The sequence below is a fragment of the Mesorhizobium sp. DCY119 genome (genome assembly GCF_003590645.1).
Lineage (GTDB): Bacteria > Pseudomonadota > Alphaproteobacteria > Rhizobiales > Rhizobiaceae > Mesorhizobium_M.
This window is the reverse complement of record NZ_CP031834.1, coordinates 1,717,298-1,732,330: the sequence shown is the minus strand read 5'-3', so window position 1 is coordinate 1,732,330 and position 15,033 is coordinate 1,717,298. Positions and strand designations below refer to the sequence as shown.

The window sequence follows — 15,033 nt, the reverse complement described above, 5'->3', positions numbered from 1 at the left end:
GTCGGAAAGACCACACATGGCCACCAAACACATTCTGCACATGCTCACGCCGCTCCGGCAGATGAGCCCCTTCGACGTCAACATGGCGGTGGACGCCGGATTCGACGTTGTGGTGCCCTATACCGGCGTCACGCTCGCCGAGGTCACCGGCCTCGTTCAGGATGCCATCTTCTCGCGTCCACCGGACGCGGGCGCCAACACCGGCATTTTCATTGCCGGCAAGGATGTCTCGCTGGCACTCGATATGTTCGACGCGGCGAAGCAGGCCATGGTGCCGCCCTTCGTGGTTTCGGTGTTCGCAGACCCGGCCGGTTCCTTCACCACCGCTGCCGCCATGGTCGCCAAGGTCGAGAAGGCGCTGGACAAGAAGTTTGACCGCAAGCTGAAGGACACGCGCATATCTGTTTTCGGCGCCACCGGCGTCGTCGGCTTTTGCACCGCCGTCATCGCTGCCAAGGACGGTGCGCACGTCACGGTCGTCGGCCATGACGGCTTGCAACGCGTCGGCAAGATCGCGGCGGAAATCAAGAGTCGGTTCGGCGTCGAGGTCCATGCCGAAGACGGCTCATCCGAAGCCAAGAAGACGGCGATCCTGGAAGCCAGCGAAGTCGTGCTGGCCGCGGCCAAGGCAGGCGTCCAGGTGCTTTCGAAAGCGCAGTTGAACGGGGCGGGAAAGCTGTTGCTGGCGGCCGATGTGAACGCCGTCCCACCCGCCGGCATAGAAGGCCTCACGGTCAACGCCAACAGCGATCCGATCGATGGTGCGAGCGCCCTGGGCATCGGCGCACTCGCCATCGGCAATGTCAAATACAAGACCGAGTTCGGTTTGTTTCAGAAGATGATCGACGCCAAGAAGCCGGTCGCATTCGATTTTCAGGACGCATTTTCCCTTGCCCGCGAGATCGCAAAATAACTCCAAGGCCGTGGTCATCGCGGCAATTTCCGGCCGTGCGCTCGCAACGGCGGCGCGGCGCGCCGGCTATCGCGCGCTGGTTGCCGACATGTTCTGCGATGCCGACACGGTGGAACTGGCGGACCGCGCAATCAGGCTGCCGGGCAATCTGCACAGCGGCATCGACGGCGCGCGCATGATCGATACGCTTTCGCAGCTCACCGACGGTGAAGAGCCTCTCGCCGTCGTTTGCGGCTCGGGCTTCGAGCGTCTGCCCGGCACGCTCGACCGGATCGCCAGGAAATTCCCGCTTGCCGGCAACAGCGGCGAAGCTGTTCGCCGGGTAAAAGACCCCGAGACTTTCGCCGCCGATTGCGCGGCACTCGGCATTCCGCACCCGGAACTGCGCCGCGAGCCGCCGCTTGATCCTGAGAACTGGCTGGTCAAGACGGCAGGCGCCGCCGGCGGAACGCACATTCATCGTGCGAAGAATGAGAAGGCAAAAGCCGGCCGCTATTTCCAGCGCTTCATTCCGGGCAAAAGCATCTCTGCGCTGTTTGTCGGCGACGGAAGCTCCGCGCGCGTCGTCGGCTTCAGCCGCCAATTTCTGTCGCCGACCGCCGGCGCTCCCTACCGCTATGGCGGTGCGGTACGGCTACGCCGCTTCGACCGGAAGGATGCGGCAATGATTGGCGGCTGGCTGACCGCACTCACCGCCCGAGCCGGCCTCGTCGGCCTGTGCAGCGCCGATTTCATTCGCAACGACAATGGCTATCACCTTCTGGAAATCAATCCGCGCCCAGGCGCGACGCTGGATATCTTCGACACCGATGAGGCACCGCTGATGGAAGCTCATCTGCGCGCCTCGCGCGGCGAAGCGCCCCGCCTGCCCGGCTTTTCCGATTGCATGGCGTCAACGATTGCCTACACCGACCGCCCGATCCCAAGTTTTCCGCAGATGGCATGGCCCGAATGGGTGGCCGACCGCCAGTCCGCCGGGTCCAGCCTCGATGCCGGTGATCCGGTCTGCACCATCTTCGCAAACGGCCCCAGTGCACATGTCGCCCAACATGCCCTGAACCGCCGCGTGCGGGAATTGCAACGCCAATGGGCAGGAGACCCGTCATGAAGGACGGTTCCGCATATCTCAACGACAATGCGCAACGCATCGTCCAGGACATGATCCACGATGCTGAGCGCTTGCGCGTTTCCGTTTCGAAAGGCCCTCTCGGCGAATGCCTGATCGACGCCGGCGCAAAGGCGCAAGGCAGTGTCGAAGCCGGTCTCCGCATGGCCGAGGCGGCCATGGGCGGGCTCGGCGTCATCACCACCAATCTGGACCAGGGTTCGGACAAGTGGCCGCTCCATGTCGAAGTCCGTTCCTCGCAACCTGTCCTGGCCTGCCTCGCCAGCCAGTATGCCGGCTGGAACCTTTCCAGCGGCGAGTATTTCGCCATGGGTTCCGGGCCTGTTCGCGCGCTGGCGCGGGTCGAGCCATTGTTCTCCACGCTCGCCTATCGCGAGACCGCCAATGCTTCGGTGATCATTCTGGAAACCGCAAAGCCGCCACCCGAATCGGTCGTCGAAAAGGTGGCAAAGGCAACAAGCCTCGCTCCCGAAAAACTGACATTCATCTACGCGCCAACCCAGAGCATTGCCGGTGCGGTGCAGATTGTCAGCCGCGTGCTTGAGGTAGCCTTGCACAAGGCCAACGATCTCAAATTCCCGCTCGACAATATCATCGACGGTGTTGCCACTGCCCCCATTCCGGCGCCCCATCCGGATTTCCTGACCGCGATGGGCCGCACCAACGATGCCATCATATACGGTGGCGTCGCACAGCTTTTCGTGCGCGGAACGGCAAAGGATGCGCAGGCGCTTGCCGATAAACTGCCGAGCAGCGCCTCGCGGGATCATGGCCGGCCCTTCGCCGACATCTTCAAGCATTTCAAAGGCGATTTTTATGCCATCGACCCGCTGCTGTTCAGCCCGGCGCAGGTACTGGTGACGGCAATCGAGACCGGCGATACGTTCCGAAGCGGCGGCCGCGATTTCGCAATGCTGGAAAAAAGCCTCGGCTGACGCATGATGCCAGGTCGAAAGCCCGCGCGAAAGGTTGCAGACTGCGGCAACGAAGATCACGCGTCGAAACAACAACTTGGCGCCGGCAAGGGAATCATTGCGTGAAGGCCAGAATACTCGTCGTCAACGATAATGCCGGGCCGCAATCGAAACGGCTCCTCTCTGCCTTGCGTGAAAGAGGCTTTGAGGTGACGACGGCCTCGCTTTCCACCATCGCTTTCGACACGACGAGCCACAGTGGCCTCGCCATTCCCGGCTTCGACGCAGGCGAATTGCCCGATGCCGTCATCGTCCGCTCGATTTCGGCCGGATCTTTCGAGGCGGTCACGCGCCGCCTTGGCGTGTTGCACGCGCTCGGCAAGCATGGCGTTCCCGTCTGGAATTCAGCACAGGCGATAGAGCGTTGCGTCGACAAGTCGATGACGACTTTCCTGCTAAAGAACGCCGATGTTCCGACACCAACGACCTTCGCCATTGAGGGACTGGAAGCCGCAACCGCGATCACGGCGCGTGAATTGCCCCAGACACCGCTGGTGCTCAAGCCGCTGTTCGGGGCACAAGGCCGGGGCATAAGGCTTATACGCGAACTGTCCGACCTTCCCACGGAGGAGGAGATCAACGGCGTCTATTATCTCCAGCATTACGTTCCACGCGCCGGTCCACCGTTTCGCGATTACCGGGTTTTCGTCTGCGCCGGCAAGGTACTGGCGATGATGGCGCGGCGCGGCGATGACTGGATAACAAACGTCAATCGCGGTGCGGCACCTGAAGCGATCTCGGGCGAGATCGAGGCCGAACTTGCAGAACTGGCGCTCGCCGCCGCTGCCGCAGTCGGCGCAGACTTCGCCGGCGTCGATATCGTGCCGGCGGCTGATGGCAGCCTGCACGTTCTTGAGGTCAACAGCATGCCGGCCTGGTCGGGATTGCAGTCGGTGGTGGCCGTTAACATCGCGGAGGCAATTGCGGAGTCCCTGCTCGCCTTTCTCGACACGCGCGGTCAGGCACGCCCGCCGCTCAGGTTGATCGAGCCATTTCCCATGGCCGTCGCGAAGTCGTAAGCCGATGCTTACCCGCAGCGACATCCGCATCGCCTATGAAGACGCCTGCCGGCAGGAAATCGAAGCCTTCAAACCGGGCAATGTGCACGTCTTCGCCGAGGGTCATGACATGACCGTCGCGCAATTCATGACCAGCGCGAGCGTCTCGTCCGAGCCGCTCACCGACCCGAAGCTGCCGCTCGGAACGCGCATCCTCGAAGCGGTGCGCGCCACGCGCAACGCTGTCGGCACCAACACCAATCTCGGCATTATCCTGCTATGCGCGCCTCTCATGCTCGCAGCCGAAACGAACAATGACGACCTGCGCAAAAGTCTCGACGAAGCCCTGCGGGACATGGATCTGGAAGACACCGCCGCCGTATTCGAGGCGATCGTACTCGCCTCCCCCGGCGGTCTCGGGTCGTCGTCGCAGCACGATGTCCGCGAAAAGCCGACCGCGCATCTGCTCGAAGCCATGCGCGAGGCATCGGCGCGAGACAGCATCGCCCAGCAATATGTCACCGGCTACAAGGACATTTTCGAACTTGGGTTGCCGGCGCTGGAAGCCGCGACAGTCCGCGGCGAAAGCGGCATGTGGCCGACCGTATTCGCATACATGGAATTTCTGAGTGCCATTCCGGACAGCCATGTGCTGCGAAAATACGGACAGGCAATTGCAGAAGAGGTGCGCGAAGAAGCCGCGATCGTTCGCGCCGCGATAGGCCGCAATGGCGATCAGGAAGACCGCATTCGCATCCTCGCAGCCTTCGACGGACGCCTCAAGCAGCGCGGCATTAACCCCGGCACCTCGGCCGATCTCACCGTAGCTTGTCTTTTAGTCCACAATCTCCGGCTTCGCCTTGCATAATAGAAACGTTGATGGTTGAATTTCCTTCGCGGAAGCAACGCTTTCGCGGCTATCTAGCCAACCGGTCCGGATTTCCCCGGGCGCTGCCAACAAGGATAGCTGTCCATCGAGCGCCCGCTCGGTCGCGGCATCTGTGGACACCATAATTGTGTCTTGGAGGAGAAATTGGCATGGCAAAAATTTCTAAAGTATTGGTCGGTGAATCGCTTGTCGGAGACGGCAACGAAGTTGCCCACATCGACCTTCTGATTGGCCCGAGAGGGAGTGCGGTCGAGACCGCGTTCTGCAACGCGCTCACCAACAACAAGGACGGCTTCACTTCGCTTCTTGCAGTGATCGCGCCCAATCTTCAGTGCAAGCCCAACACCGTGATGTTCAACAAGGTCACGATCAAGGGCGCCAAGCAGGCAGTGCAGATGTTCGGCCCGGCACAGTTCGCCGTTGCAAAAGCGGTGCAGGACAGCGTTGCTGAAGGGATCATTCCCGCCAACGAAGCCGATGACATTTTCATCTGCGTCGGCGTGTTCATCCATTGGGAAGCCAATGATGACGCCAAGATCCAGGAATACAACTACAAGGCAACCAAGGAAGCCATTCAGCGCGCCATCGCAGGCACGCCGACAGCCGCCGAAGCCACTGCCCAGCGGGACAAGGTCAAGCATCCGTTCGGCGCCTAGACAAGAGACAGCCCCGCACAGGTAAAGCCCTCTGCAGAGCCGGATGGTCTGTTGCGCCGGCTGAAAAAGCTCTTGGGATTTTGATCTCCCCATCCGAAGGATTCTTTGATCCTTCGGATGACTGCTTGTGCGACCAGCCTGCAAGCGTGCGGGACGAGTTTCAGCCTGCAAGCGTGCGGGACGAGTTTGTTTGGGCTGAGTTCAGGGCGACTTGTCAGCCAGCGCTTCGATCTGTGCCGGGGTCAGCGTGCCGTCGTGAAGCGACGTCGCGACCAAAGCGGCGGCGATGCCGAGCGAGGACAGTTCAAGCAAATCCGCCTCATTGCGCACGCCACCGGCGGCAATCACCATACGGTTTCCAGCCTTCGCCTTGATCTCCCTAAGCCTCGGGAAATCAGGACCTGAGGCGGCGCCGACTTTGGCCAGCGTCATGACGATAACCCTTTGCGGCCAGATGTCCGGATTTGCGAGCAGGGCTTCTGGTCCGCGAAAACCGTTGGCGAAAAAATCGAGGGACAATATGAGATCGGGATGGCTCATAAAGCGTCTGAGCAATACCTCATCGGCCTGCGACTCCGATCCCAGAACGGGACAAAGCGACGGTGTGCCGAGAGCGCTAGCGAATGCCCTCTCATCTGCGAGCCCGGCGTCCACCCACAGCTCCGGTGGCTGCGGCATTCCCCTCAGCCGCGACAGTGCATCCTCATTTGGCGCACGGCCTTCGATGGCGTCGAGATCGGCGATGTAGAAGGTCGAAAACGGATGCAAACCCCGCAAACCCTCGGCCACAGCCACTACCTCGGCACTGGCGCTGAGCGGCGTGATGATCGGCCTGTAGCGGTCCCGCCTGCCCTGTTCGGCGCGGACGACCTGCCCGCCTTTCAGGTCGAGAACGGGGATGATACGCATGCGGCAATGTCCAGTTGAATCAATCCATGAAAGCCTGAAGCGTGACAAAAGAAAAGCACATCACCGTCGGCTGCGACATCGGCGGCGCGCATCTGAAAGTCGCGCGCGCGGAAGACGGCCGCATCGTCGAGGCACTGACGCTGGCGACGCCGATCTGGCACGGCCTCGATCGCCTTACCGCCGCAATCCGCGAAGCATTGCCGCTGTTTGAAGGCAGCAGCCTCAACGCCTTCACCATGACCGGCGAACTTTCGGACATTTTTCCGTCGCGCGAGGCAGGCATTGCAACGCTGCTTCAGATGATCTCCGACCATTTCCCCGGCGAGGCACATATCTATGCCGGCCGCTCCGGCTTCGTTAGCCCTGACCGCGCAGTGTCGCTTGCCATGGACGTCGCCTCCGCCAACTGGCATGCGAGCGCTGCCCTCGTGGCGAAACTCACCGGCGATGCGCTGTTCGTCGACATGGGCTCGACCACCACCGACATCCTCGTCACGGAAGGTGGTGTCGTTGCAAATGACGGTTACACCGATGCCGAAAGGCTGCTCACCGGTGAGCTCGTCTATACGGGCTTCACCCGCAGCGCCCTGATCGGCGTTGCTTCCGGAGCCCCGGTTCGTGGCCGGATGACGCCGCTGATGAACGAGTATTTCGCCTCGATTGCTGACGCGCATCGCATTCTCGGCGTGCTCGACGAAGCCGACGACAAGCAACCCGCCGCAGATGGCCAGGCAAAAACGGTGGACGGTTCTATCGCTCGCATCGCCCGCATGGTCGGCCGCGATACGTCCGACCTGACCGCGCCGGAATGGCGCGAACTCGCCGGCTGGTTCAGCGAGCAGCAACTCCGAACGATTCATGACGCGGCTTTTCGAGTGGCGGGAAAGCTTGCCGCCAGACCGGACGCGCCGCTAGTCGGTGCGGGCATCGGACGCCCGCAATTAAAGCGGCTGGCAGATCGACTGGAGCGGCGCTTCATCGATTTCGCCGATCTGATCCCTGCGACGGAGGAAAGCAGCAGCGAGGCCAGCAGCGCCGCACCTGCCGCAGCGCTTGCCATTCTGGCCTGCGATTTGCCGAAGAAGGGCTGATCGACGCCTATACCGCCGATTTCACCTGGACATCCTCGCCCTTGGCATCGGTGTCGGCGAAATGCGCAGTCACGCGCTCCATCAGCCAGCCCCAGGCTTCCTTCTCCTCGGGGCCGGCCGTCTTGTCCATGGAAATCGTCAGATAGGCGATTTCGGCCTCGATCTTGTCACGCGAAAGCATGCCAAGCCGACTGACAAGGATCGCCAGTTCCAGCACCGCCGCCTTTGCCCGATTGAAACCGGTGAACGGCGCATGCATTTCCTCCGACACCACGCGGCAGAAGTGCCTTGGCCGTAAGCCGTCATCATCGACATGAACGACTTCCAGCACCGAATGCGCCAGCGCAGCCTCAATGCGCGGAACGGCAAAGCCTTTCACGGCAACGGTCGGCCAGTCCTTGCGCCCGGTCAGACAGCCGGCAAAGATGCGCGCATCGTCGGTATAGTTGGCGATGGCGAAGGGAACCTGCGCCAGATTGTCGAGCGTGGTCGAAGGCCGGAAGGGCGCGATGATCCAGCCGTCTTTCTCCGCGATGATGCCGATCGGCGCAATGTGGACATTACCGCTTTTGTCAGCCGTGGTGATGATCGTCTCGCGAATGTAAGGCATCACGAACCCTCTTTCTTCGCCCGCAGCGTGTGACCCGCCTCCGCAAGGCGGGTGCGATCGGTTTCCGGCGCGGGTGCGGCAACGCCCCAGGCCAGCGGTTCGTCCTGCGCATAGCGCTTGCCAAGGCGCCAGGCGATTTCGGCCTTCATCAGCTCGGCGCCGAGATAAAAAGCATGAGCGCCATCCTTCTCAACGCCCAGACCGGAAAACAGTTCAAACGCGTCCGTTGCGACTGCATGGCCCCTGTTGTTGAAGATATGGATGCCGTCCTCGGCCGTCATGATGCGGAAATTGGCGTCGCGCACCGAACCGGCAAGGGCCTCTATGTCTTCGATGGTCGCCGCATAGGGTTTGCGGTCATGCACCTGCAGCAGGCCGGCATGATAGCTACGCGGCAGCGCGCCATCGTTGCGCGCGGCAAACAGGATGCGGCGGGCGACGTCATGCTCCTCCACCGTCCGCACCGTATGTGGGCTGACATGGACGGTCAGCACATTGCGCACCGAAAGCTCCGAACAGAGCCCAGCAAGCAGCGCCGTCACGCCCGAACTGTCGGCGTCCGTCAGTTCGGTGAGATTGCCGGTGCCCATCAGCAATTCGATCTCGGGCCACCGCCGCCGCGCTTCGATAAAGCGACCGATCGACTGCGCGAAACCGAAATGGATCGGATCGAGAACGGGATCAGCAATGAAAGCTATTCCCGCTTTCTGCGCAGCCTCGATGGCGCGGCCGAGTGAATCCAGATCGCCGGGCACCGAGGGGATCAATACTGGTGTGACCGGAAAATCGAACGCCAGCGGCAGCGTATGTTCGGTCAGGCTCAGCAAATAGTCCGTCCCCGCCTGCGCACCGATTTTCAGCTCGTAGAGGCTTGCCGAGTCGACGCTGACAGAAAAACCTTCCGCCTTAAGCGCGCGCACCGCCTCCCCCAGCAACGGAAACGGCGTCTCAGGCAGGCAGCCAATGTCGATAACGTCAGCCCCCGCCGTTCGAAGGACATTTGCGCGCGCCAGCAGCCCGGCAACCGACAGCATCGGCGCATCGACGATCTCGGCAAAGATGCGCATGTCGTGGCGCGACAGGTCGGGCGGTTCGCCGGCGCGTCCGAGAAAGGACGGCAGGTCGGCGATCTCGTCGGGTCCGCGCACGAACGGCACATCGAAATGCGCCGACAGCCGTTCAAGCTCACCGCGATAACGTCCCGGCAGGATGACACGGTCGGTGCCTTTCGGCAGCGTCAGCCGCCGCTTGATGATCTCCTCGGTCATCAGCGCCGCGACCTTCACCCCGATGTCGACGATCTCCCACTCGAATTCTGTCTGGCCAAGTCCGGCCAGCAGCTTTTCCAGCCGCGACCGGGCGAGATGGCCGGTGAGGAAAACGAGCCGCTCAGCCATGGCGTTCGAGTTCGGCCCGGCGCGCAGCCACAGCCGCCTGAAGGTCGGCCAGCGACTCCACCACCTTGGTGCGCTCGAAGCTTTTCAGGCGCTCGGTGTGCTCAAGGTCGATCGGCCTTGGGTAGACCTTGACCATACCGTCCGGTGCCATCGTCTCAAGCTCGGGCGCGGTATCGCAGGCAAAGACGATTGCCGGCAGCCGGCATTTGCCGGCCTGCGCAAAGACATTGGTGGCGATGGTGTCGGAAATGCCGAGCACGCATTTGGCGACGGTGTTGGAGGTGGCCGGCGCGATCACCACCGTATGGTAGACGCCGTGATAGAAGCCGCCGACCGGCACCGAACTCGATGTCTTGTCGTGGAGAACGCGCATCGTGTCAGGGAAATCGAGCTTGAGCTTGTACATGCGCAGCACTTCGTTTGCCGCCTTGGTGACGAAGATATCGCAATGCTCCAGTTCGTGGATCAGGGCAAAGCTCTCGGTGAAGAAATGGCCGGAACCCGTCAGCACCCAGGCCCAGCGCGGCGTATGCAGCTTTGCCATTTTATGCGGCTCCCCTGGCCAAGGGTCTATCCGCGCCAATCCTCACACCGGGCACTTCGCCCGCAGCGAACCGATGTCTCGCAGTCACAAGCGCAGCCGGCCCGGCAAGGAAAAAGCCCGTCGCCGGTTTCAGCATCATCGGCAAAAGAGGATCGACGACGCCGTCGGCAACCAGATTCAAAATCTGAGAATTTTCATCGAAAGCATTGGTTTGCTTGACCAACAGCAGCGCCCCCGCACCAATCTTGCCGGCAAGCCATGCCGCGAGCGAATCCGAGGTCATGTCCCAGGATTGGGGAATCTCGGTCGCCGAAAAGCACATCTGCGAAGGCAGCCAGATCGGAATTTCCCTCCGCTCCAGCGCCACATCGATCTCTTCGAAGGTCCGAGCCGGCACCAGCCGGTCGTGCATCTCGACGATCGCCAGCCCCATCTGGTCCATCGCAAGGATCGCCATGAAATGGGCAGCCTGGTTAGAAAACTTCATCTGCTTCTGCGCGTCGCGAACCTGATCCGCAAATGGCCCGCCGCCCGGCACGACGACCAGCGGCATGCCAGCCGTCGCAAGCGCAAAAATCCATTCCCGCATCTCGGCATGAAAGGCCGTGCTGCCGCCAAGCTTGACGACACTGCGCTTCATGAAGAGGCGCCCTTCTTGCCCCGGCCAATCAAGCCGCCGCCATGCGACGGCGCGGTCGGGTGCAACGACGATGTCTGTTCCTTGGCGCGCTTGCGCTCGATCTCGACGCCGACGCCGCCGGGTCCGAGCTCCAGCTTCTCCACCCGCACGACGACGCGCATAACCCGCGGGTCTTCGAGCACCAGCGCCGCGACCTGCTCGGCCAGCGCCTCGCTCAACTGGACATGGCCACGCGCGACGATGGTGCGGATGCCGTCCATGATGATGTCGTAGGAAAAGACGTGGCGCATGTCTTCCGGCGCGTTGGTCACGCGCAACACGTCGGCCGTCACGTTGAAGCACACCTTCTGCGTATGCCCGTGCTCGAAGCTGTAAGCGCCGATCTGCACCGGCACGACGAAATCGCGCACGAATATCTTGTCGGTTCCGAGTGTCGGATCGGCAGCACCCGGCGAATAGCCGCGCGCCGCCAGCAGGCGGTAATCGACGCTCGACGCGCTGCCGGCCGGGCGTTCTTCGGGGATGAGTTCGCGTATCTGCCTGACTGCCTCGAGATCGATTGCACCGGTACGCCGCGACTGATCGCAGAGCGCGCCGCGAAAACCGAGGAAATCCGGCCCGGATGGCAGCAGGCGAGGAATGTCGGGCGTTTCCAAGGATCCGGCCAGTCCGACGATCAAGCCCACCGCCCTGCAGCGGTCTATGAAGCCCGGAATACGCTCTGGCGGCATGTGGTCGAGCAATCGCCCGCCCGCCTTGTCAGCCGTGTCGATCATCGCACCGTGAAAGCCGTTCTTGGCCAGCACCGGAAGCAACTCAAGGTCCGGCTTGAGGTCGGCAAACAGAACCGCGATCAGTTTCGTCCGTTGGGCCAGCGGTGCGAGCGCCTCTGCGCAGGCCGCCGCATCGTCGGACGGGAAGAAGCCGACCTTGACATAATCGACACCGGTGGCCGCGATTTCCTCGGCCCTGGCGCGGATCGTTTCCGGCACCATCGGCAGATCGCCGCACACCGCACTGACGGGCCGTCGCCCCGCAACGGCCGCAACGGTCTGGCGGACGATTTCGACCGCCACGGCCCCGAGCGCTCCGGCCTTCGGGTCCTTCAGGTCGACGATATCGGCGCCGCCTGTCAGGGCGATCTCCGCCTCTTCTACCCCGTTTACGCTCGCCAGCATTTTTGTCATTTGGTCAGGTCCTCAAGGCACGAAACCGGCATGTCACGATAGCGATAATCCATGCAGGGCACGAGCCGCAAATCGCCGCTTCTTGTCCTATTGGACACCTTGCCAAAACCGGAGATCGGGCAAACATCGAAAGCTGCCCGCAAAAGTAGACTTACGGGGTTTGATAAATTTTTCTCGTGGGTTAAGTTCATCGTGGCACCGAAATTCTGCATCTCCCGGTTTAGATCGGGCGACGGCGTATGCAAGAAGAACGAGTATCTATGAAGAGTATGGTGCCAAACACTCTCGCAGTCTTCATCGCCCTTTTTTTGGCAAGCGTCAACGCTGGCCCAGCCGCCTCTCAGGAGGCCGCCCCTGCACCGAAGGCTCAGGCCGCTAAGCCCGAAAAGCAGGTTACAGAGATCAAGATCGGCTATCTGCGCGCCTATGAACCGCAGCTTGCGCTTTCGGTTCTCGACATTGCGCCACGCGACGAAGGTGTCGCCGGCGCCAATGTCGCGCTCAACGACAACAACACGACCGGCTCCTTTCTAGGCCAGAAATTCGTACTCGACGTCACCGAGGTGAAGCCGGGTGCCGATGTCGTTGCCGTCTTCAACGAGATGGTCGCCAAGGGCGATCGCTATCTGCTTGCCGATATTTCGGCGCAGCAATTGCTGTCGATCGCCGATATCGCGCGCGATCACGGTGTTTTGATCTTCAATGTCGGAGCGACCGACGACGTCCTGCGCGAGGAGGAATGCCGCGTCAACGTCTTTCACACGGCACCGACGCGGACCATGCTGGCCGACGGGCTGGCGCAGTATCTGATCTGGAAGCAATGGCCCAAATGGGCTCTGATCTACGGCTCGCATGAGAAGGACAAGCTGTTCGCCGAGGCGCTGCGCCGCGCCGCAACCCGCTTCGGCGGCCAGATCGTTGCCGAAAAGGAATTCAAGGACACCGGCACCGCCCGCCGCACCGATTCCGGTGTCGTGCAGATTCAGCGGCAGATGCCAGTCTTCACCCAGGACCTGCCCGACCATGATGTGCTGCTGGTCGCCGACGAGAGCGAAGTGTTCGGCAGCTATGTTCCCTTTCGCACCTGGATTCCGCGTCCTGTCGCCGGCACTGCGGGCCTGATCCCGTCAGGCTGGCATCCGGCCAGCGAGCAATGGGGCGGCTCGCAGATCCAGAACCGCTTTGCCAAATATGCAGGCCGGCGCATGCTTTCCAAGGATATGGCAGCGTGGACTGCCGCCCGCATCCTCGGTGACGCCGCCACGCGCACGCAAGGTGCGGACCCGGCCAAGATCGAGGCCTTCATTCGCTCTGACGATTTTTCCATCGCAGCCTTCAAGGGCCAGAAGCTGACCTTCCGCAAATGGAACTGGCAGCTGCGTCAGCCGATTTTCCTCGGCGACGCAAAATCCGTCGTCACGACCTCGCCACAGGAAGGTTTCCTGCATCAGGTTTCCGAGCTCGACACGCTCGGGGTCGACCAGCCGGAGACCAAATGCCACTTTAGATAAGCGTCAAGTCGGGAGGAGTTTTGAATGGGAAGACGATTGGCATTGCTGGCCGCGACCTTGGCTGGAGGTTGCGTGGCCTCGCCGGCCTGGGCCTATATGGTCTATGTCTCCAACGAGAAGGACAACACGATGAGCGTCGTCGATTCGACGACGATGGAAGTGGTCAAGACCGTCAATGTCGGTCAGCGCCCGCGCGGCATCACCATCTCCCATGACGGCAAATTCGTCTATCTCTGCGCCAGCGACGACGACACCATCGAGGTCATCGACACGGCAACCCTGGAGATCGTCGACACGCTGCCGTCCGGCCCCGATCCGGAACTGTTCGTTCTGTCTCCAGACGGCAAGAAGCTCTATGTCGCCAATGAGGACGACAATCTCGTCACCGTCATCGATGTCGCCACCAAGAAGGTTCTGGCCGAAGTGCCGGTCGGCGTCGAGCCGGAGGGCATGGGCGTCAGCCCCGACGGCAAGGTCATGGTCAACACCTCGGAAACGACCAACATGGCCCATTTCATCGACACCGAGAGCCATGAGATCGTCAACAATGTGCTGGTCGATTCGCGCCCGCGCTTTGCCGAGTTCAAGCCGGATGGCTCGGAGGTCTGGGTCAGCGCCGAGATCGGCGGCACGGTGTCCATCATCGACAACGCAAGCCGAGAGGTGACGCACAAGATCACCTTCGAAATCCCCGGATTGCGTGCAGAGTCTATCCAGCCGGTCGGCATCAGGATCACCGCCGACGGCAAGAAGGCCTATGTCGCGCTCGGGCCGGCCAATCGGGTGGCGGTGGTCAATGCCGAGACCTATGAGGTCGAGAAATATGTGCTGGTCGGCCAGCGCGTCTGGCAGCTCGCCTTCACCCCCGACCAGAAGACGATCATCAGCACCAACGGCATATCCAACGACATCACCTTCATCGATGTCGCCACCGACGAGCCAACCCAGTCGGTCACGGTCGGAGCGCTGCCATGGGGGGTGGTCGTGTCGCCGAACTGAGCGGCAGAGAGTTTTCGCAGGCAACAAAGGAGGAGACGTTAATGAGGAAATACCGCACGATCGCTTTCGCGGCACTGATGGGAGCGGCACTGTCGGCCTCGCACGGCTGGGCGCAGGATGCCGACGACGATGACGACAAGCCTGCTGCTGCTGCCACCGCCACGGAGCCGGCGAGCGGCGGCAAGGAGCAGATCACCCGCGCCAGCAAGGATGTGCCCGAACTGATCCTCGGCACCAAGGAAGACCAGTTCACCGCCAACCAGAAGGACTTCGAGCTGATCGCCGGGCAAGGCTACCGCTGGAAGATCTCGGCTGCGGGCGGGCTGGAATACAAATTCGTGACCGACCTGTTCCGCAATGTCTGGATGAACCAGATCGTCATCAACGACCTCGAAGTCCACATGAACGGCGCACCCGCCTGGCTCGAATACGACGCAGACGGCACCATCCAGGTCCAGTTCACCACCGTACGCCCCGGCATCTACACATGGTCCGTGCCCGATCTCGCCGACAAGGGCATGAAAGGCACGATCACCATCAAATAGTCCGATGGAGCGGAGCCGACTTGCGGGCTATCCTGCACAGCAGG

16 protein-coding genes are annotated in these 15,033 nt (G+C 61.8%); 10 read left to right on the top strand and 6 right to left on the bottom strand.

Annotated elements, in window-relative coordinates; all coding sequences use genetic code 11:
* Positions 1 to 16: 16 nt before the first annotated feature.
* From DZG07_RS08395 to fae, 6 genes are all read left to right on the top strand, one after another.
* Positions 17 to 913 carry an NAD(P)-dependent methylenetetrahydromethanopterin dehydrogenase gene (locus DZG07_RS08395; RefSeq protein ID WP_119815912.1) on the top strand — a complete coding sequence of 299 codons (897 nt, stop codon included), beginning with the start codon at positions 17 to 19 and terminating at the stop codon, positions 911 to 913.
* Positions 891 to 2,021: an ATP-grasp domain-containing protein gene (locus tag DZG07_RS08390; RefSeq protein ID WP_245429603.1), complete on the top strand. Its 1,131-nt coding sequence runs from the start codon at positions 891 to 893 to the stop codon at positions 2,019 to 2,021. Before DZG07_RS08395 ends, DZG07_RS08390 begins: the two co-directional genes overlap by 23 nt.
* A complete protein-coding gene (gene mch, locus DZG07_RS08385) occupies positions 2,018 to 2,974 on the top strand; it encodes a methenyltetrahydromethanopterin cyclohydrolase (protein ID WP_119815909.1) in 957 nt (318 codons plus the stop codon). Before DZG07_RS08390 ends, mch begins: the two co-directional genes overlap by 4 nt.
* Positions 2,975 to 3,075: 101 nt before the next feature.
* Positions 3,076 to 4,032 carry a RimK family alpha-L-glutamate ligase gene (locus DZG07_RS08380; protein ID WP_119815906.1) on the top strand — a complete coding sequence of 319 codons (957 nt, stop codon included), beginning with the start codon at positions 3,076 to 3,078 and terminating at the stop codon, positions 4,030 to 4,032.
* 4 nt (positions 4,033 to 4,036) lie between these two features.
* A complete protein-coding gene (locus tag DZG07_RS08375; RefSeq protein ID WP_119815904.1) occupies positions 4,037 to 4,879 on the top strand; it encodes a triphosphoribosyl-dephospho-CoA synthase in 843 nt (280 codons plus the stop codon).
* A 170-nt stretch (positions 4,880 to 5,049) separates the two neighbouring features.
* A complete protein-coding gene (gene fae / locus DZG07_RS08370) occupies positions 5,050 to 5,556 on the top strand; it encodes a formaldehyde-activating enzyme (protein ID WP_091913341.1) in 507 nt (168 codons plus the stop codon).
* Between the two features lie 201 nt (positions 5,557 to 5,757).
* Here the strand turns inward: fae and DZG07_RS08365 are convergent, their stop codons facing one another.
* On the bottom strand, positions 5,758 to 6,465 hold the full coding sequence (locus DZG07_RS08365; RefSeq protein ID WP_119815901.1) for a HisA/HisF-related TIM barrel protein: 708 nt from the start codon (positions 6,463 to 6,465) through the stop codon (positions 5,758 to 5,760).
* Positions 6,466 to 6,506: 41 nt separating this feature from the next.
* On the opposite strand from DZG07_RS08365, the gene DZG07_RS08360 reads away from it, so the two are divergent.
* A complete protein-coding gene (locus tag DZG07_RS08360; RefSeq protein ID WP_119815898.1) occupies positions 6,507 to 7,556 on the top strand; it encodes a hydantoinase/oxoprolinase family protein in 1,050 nt (349 codons plus the stop codon).
* Between the two features lie 7 nt (positions 7,557 to 7,563).
* Here DZG07_RS08360 and DZG07_RS08355 read toward each other — a convergent pair whose 3' ends face one another.
* The 5 genes from DZG07_RS08355 to DZG07_RS08335 are packed head-to-tail and all read right to left on the bottom strand — an operon-like array spanning position 7,564 to position 11,934.
* Complete coding sequence (locus DZG07_RS08355) at positions 7,564 to 8,166, bottom strand: DUF447 domain-containing protein (RefSeq protein WP_119815895.1); 603 nt, start codon at positions 8,164 to 8,166, stop codon at positions 7,564 to 7,566.
* Entirely contained in the window at positions 8,166 to 9,563 is a 1,398-nt protein-coding gene (locus tag DZG07_RS08350; RefSeq protein ID WP_119815892.1) for a DUF6513 domain-containing protein, read from the bottom strand. The genes DZG07_RS08355 and DZG07_RS08350 overlap by 1 nt, the downstream gene beginning before the upstream one ends.
* Positions 9,556 to 10,107, bottom strand: a complete 552-nt coding sequence (locus DZG07_RS08345; protein ID WP_119815889.1) for a flavoprotein — start codon at positions 10,105 to 10,107, stop codon at positions 9,556 to 9,558. Before DZG07_RS08345 ends, DZG07_RS08350 begins: the two co-directional genes overlap by 8 nt.
* Position 10,108: 1 nt before the next feature.
* Positions 10,109 to 10,747 carry a dihydroneopterin aldolase gene (locus DZG07_RS08340; protein ID WP_119815885.1) on the bottom strand — a complete coding sequence of 213 codons (639 nt, stop codon included), beginning with the start codon at positions 10,745 to 10,747 and terminating at the stop codon, positions 10,109 to 10,111.
* Positions 10,744 to 11,934: a (5-formylfuran-3-yl)methyl phosphate synthase gene (locus DZG07_RS08335; protein ID WP_119815882.1), complete on the bottom strand. Its 1,191-nt coding sequence runs from the start codon at positions 11,932 to 11,934 to the stop codon at positions 10,744 to 10,746. Before DZG07_RS08335 ends, DZG07_RS08340 begins: the two co-directional genes overlap by 4 nt.
* A gap of 260 nt (positions 11,935 to 12,194) precedes the next feature.
* On the opposite strand from DZG07_RS08335, the gene DZG07_RS08325 reads away from it, so the two are divergent.
* Genes DZG07_RS08325 through DZG07_RS08315 form a run of 3 tightly spaced genes read left to right on the top strand, consistent with a single transcriptional unit; the run spans position 12,195 to position 14,989 of the window.
* Complete coding sequence (locus tag DZG07_RS08325; RefSeq protein ID WP_119815876.1) at positions 12,195 to 13,445, top strand: ABC transporter substrate-binding protein; 1,251 nt, start codon at positions 12,195 to 12,197, stop codon at positions 13,443 to 13,445.
* A 24-nt stretch (positions 13,446 to 13,469) separates the two neighbouring features.
* Positions 13,470 to 14,444, top strand: coding sequence for a YVTN family beta-propeller repeat protein (locus DZG07_RS08320; protein WP_119815873.1), 975 nt, complete (start codon positions 13,470 to 13,472; stop codon positions 14,442 to 14,444).
* Positions 14,445 to 14,485: 41 nt separating this feature from the next.
* Positions 14,486 to 14,989, top strand: a complete 504-nt coding sequence (locus DZG07_RS08315; protein WP_119815870.1) for a hypothetical protein — start codon at positions 14,486 to 14,488, stop codon at positions 14,987 to 14,989.
* Positions 14,990 to 15,033 lie beyond the last annotated feature (44 nt).

Coding starts and splice junctions, on each gene's coding strand:
- DZG07_RS08355 (WP_119815895.1), bottom strand. CDS start 8,166: ATGCCTTACATTCGCGAGACGATCATCACCACGGCTGACAAAAGCGGT.
- DZG07_RS08340 (WP_119815885.1), bottom strand. CDS start 10,747: ATGAAGCGCAGTGTCGTCAAGCTTGGCGGCAGCACGGCCTTTCATGCC.
- DZG07_RS08315 (WP_119815870.1), top strand. CDS start 14,486: ATGAGGAAATACCGCACGATCGCTTTCGCGGCACTGATGGGAGCGGCA.
- fae (WP_091913341.1), top strand. CDS start 5,050: ATGGCAAAAATTTCTAAAGTATTGGTCGGTGAATCGCTTGTCGGAGAC.
- DZG07_RS08320 (WP_119815873.1), top strand. CDS start 13,470: ATGGGAAGACGATTGGCATTGCTGGCCGCGACCTTGGCTGGAGGTTGC.
- DZG07_RS08350 (WP_119815892.1), bottom strand. CDS start 9,563: ATGGCTGAGCGGCTCGTTTTCCTCACCGGCCATCTCGCCCGGTCGCGG.
- mch (WP_119815909.1), top strand. CDS start 2,018: ATGAAGGACGGTTCCGCATATCTCAACGACAATGCGCAACGCATCGTC.
- DZG07_RS08395 (WP_119815912.1), top strand. CDS start 17: ATGGCCACCAAACACATTCTGCACATGCTCACGCCGCTCCGGCAGATG.
- DZG07_RS08335 (WP_119815882.1), bottom strand. CDS start 11,934: ATGACAAAAATGCTGGCGAGCGTAAACGGGGTAGAAGAGGCGGAGATC.
- DZG07_RS08325 (WP_119815876.1), top strand. CDS start 12,195: ATGAAGAGTATGGTGCCAAACACTCTCGCAGTCTTCATCGCCCTTTTT.
- DZG07_RS08375 (WP_119815904.1), top strand. CDS start 4,037: ATGCTTACCCGCAGCGACATCCGCATCGCCTATGAAGACGCCTGCCGG.
- DZG07_RS08345 (WP_119815889.1), bottom strand. CDS start 10,107: ATGGCAAAGCTGCATACGCCGCGCTGGGCCTGGGTGCTGACGGGTTCC.
- DZG07_RS08365 (WP_119815901.1), bottom strand. CDS start 6,465: ATGCGTATCATCCCCGTTCTCGACCTGAAAGGCGGGCAGGTCGTCCGC.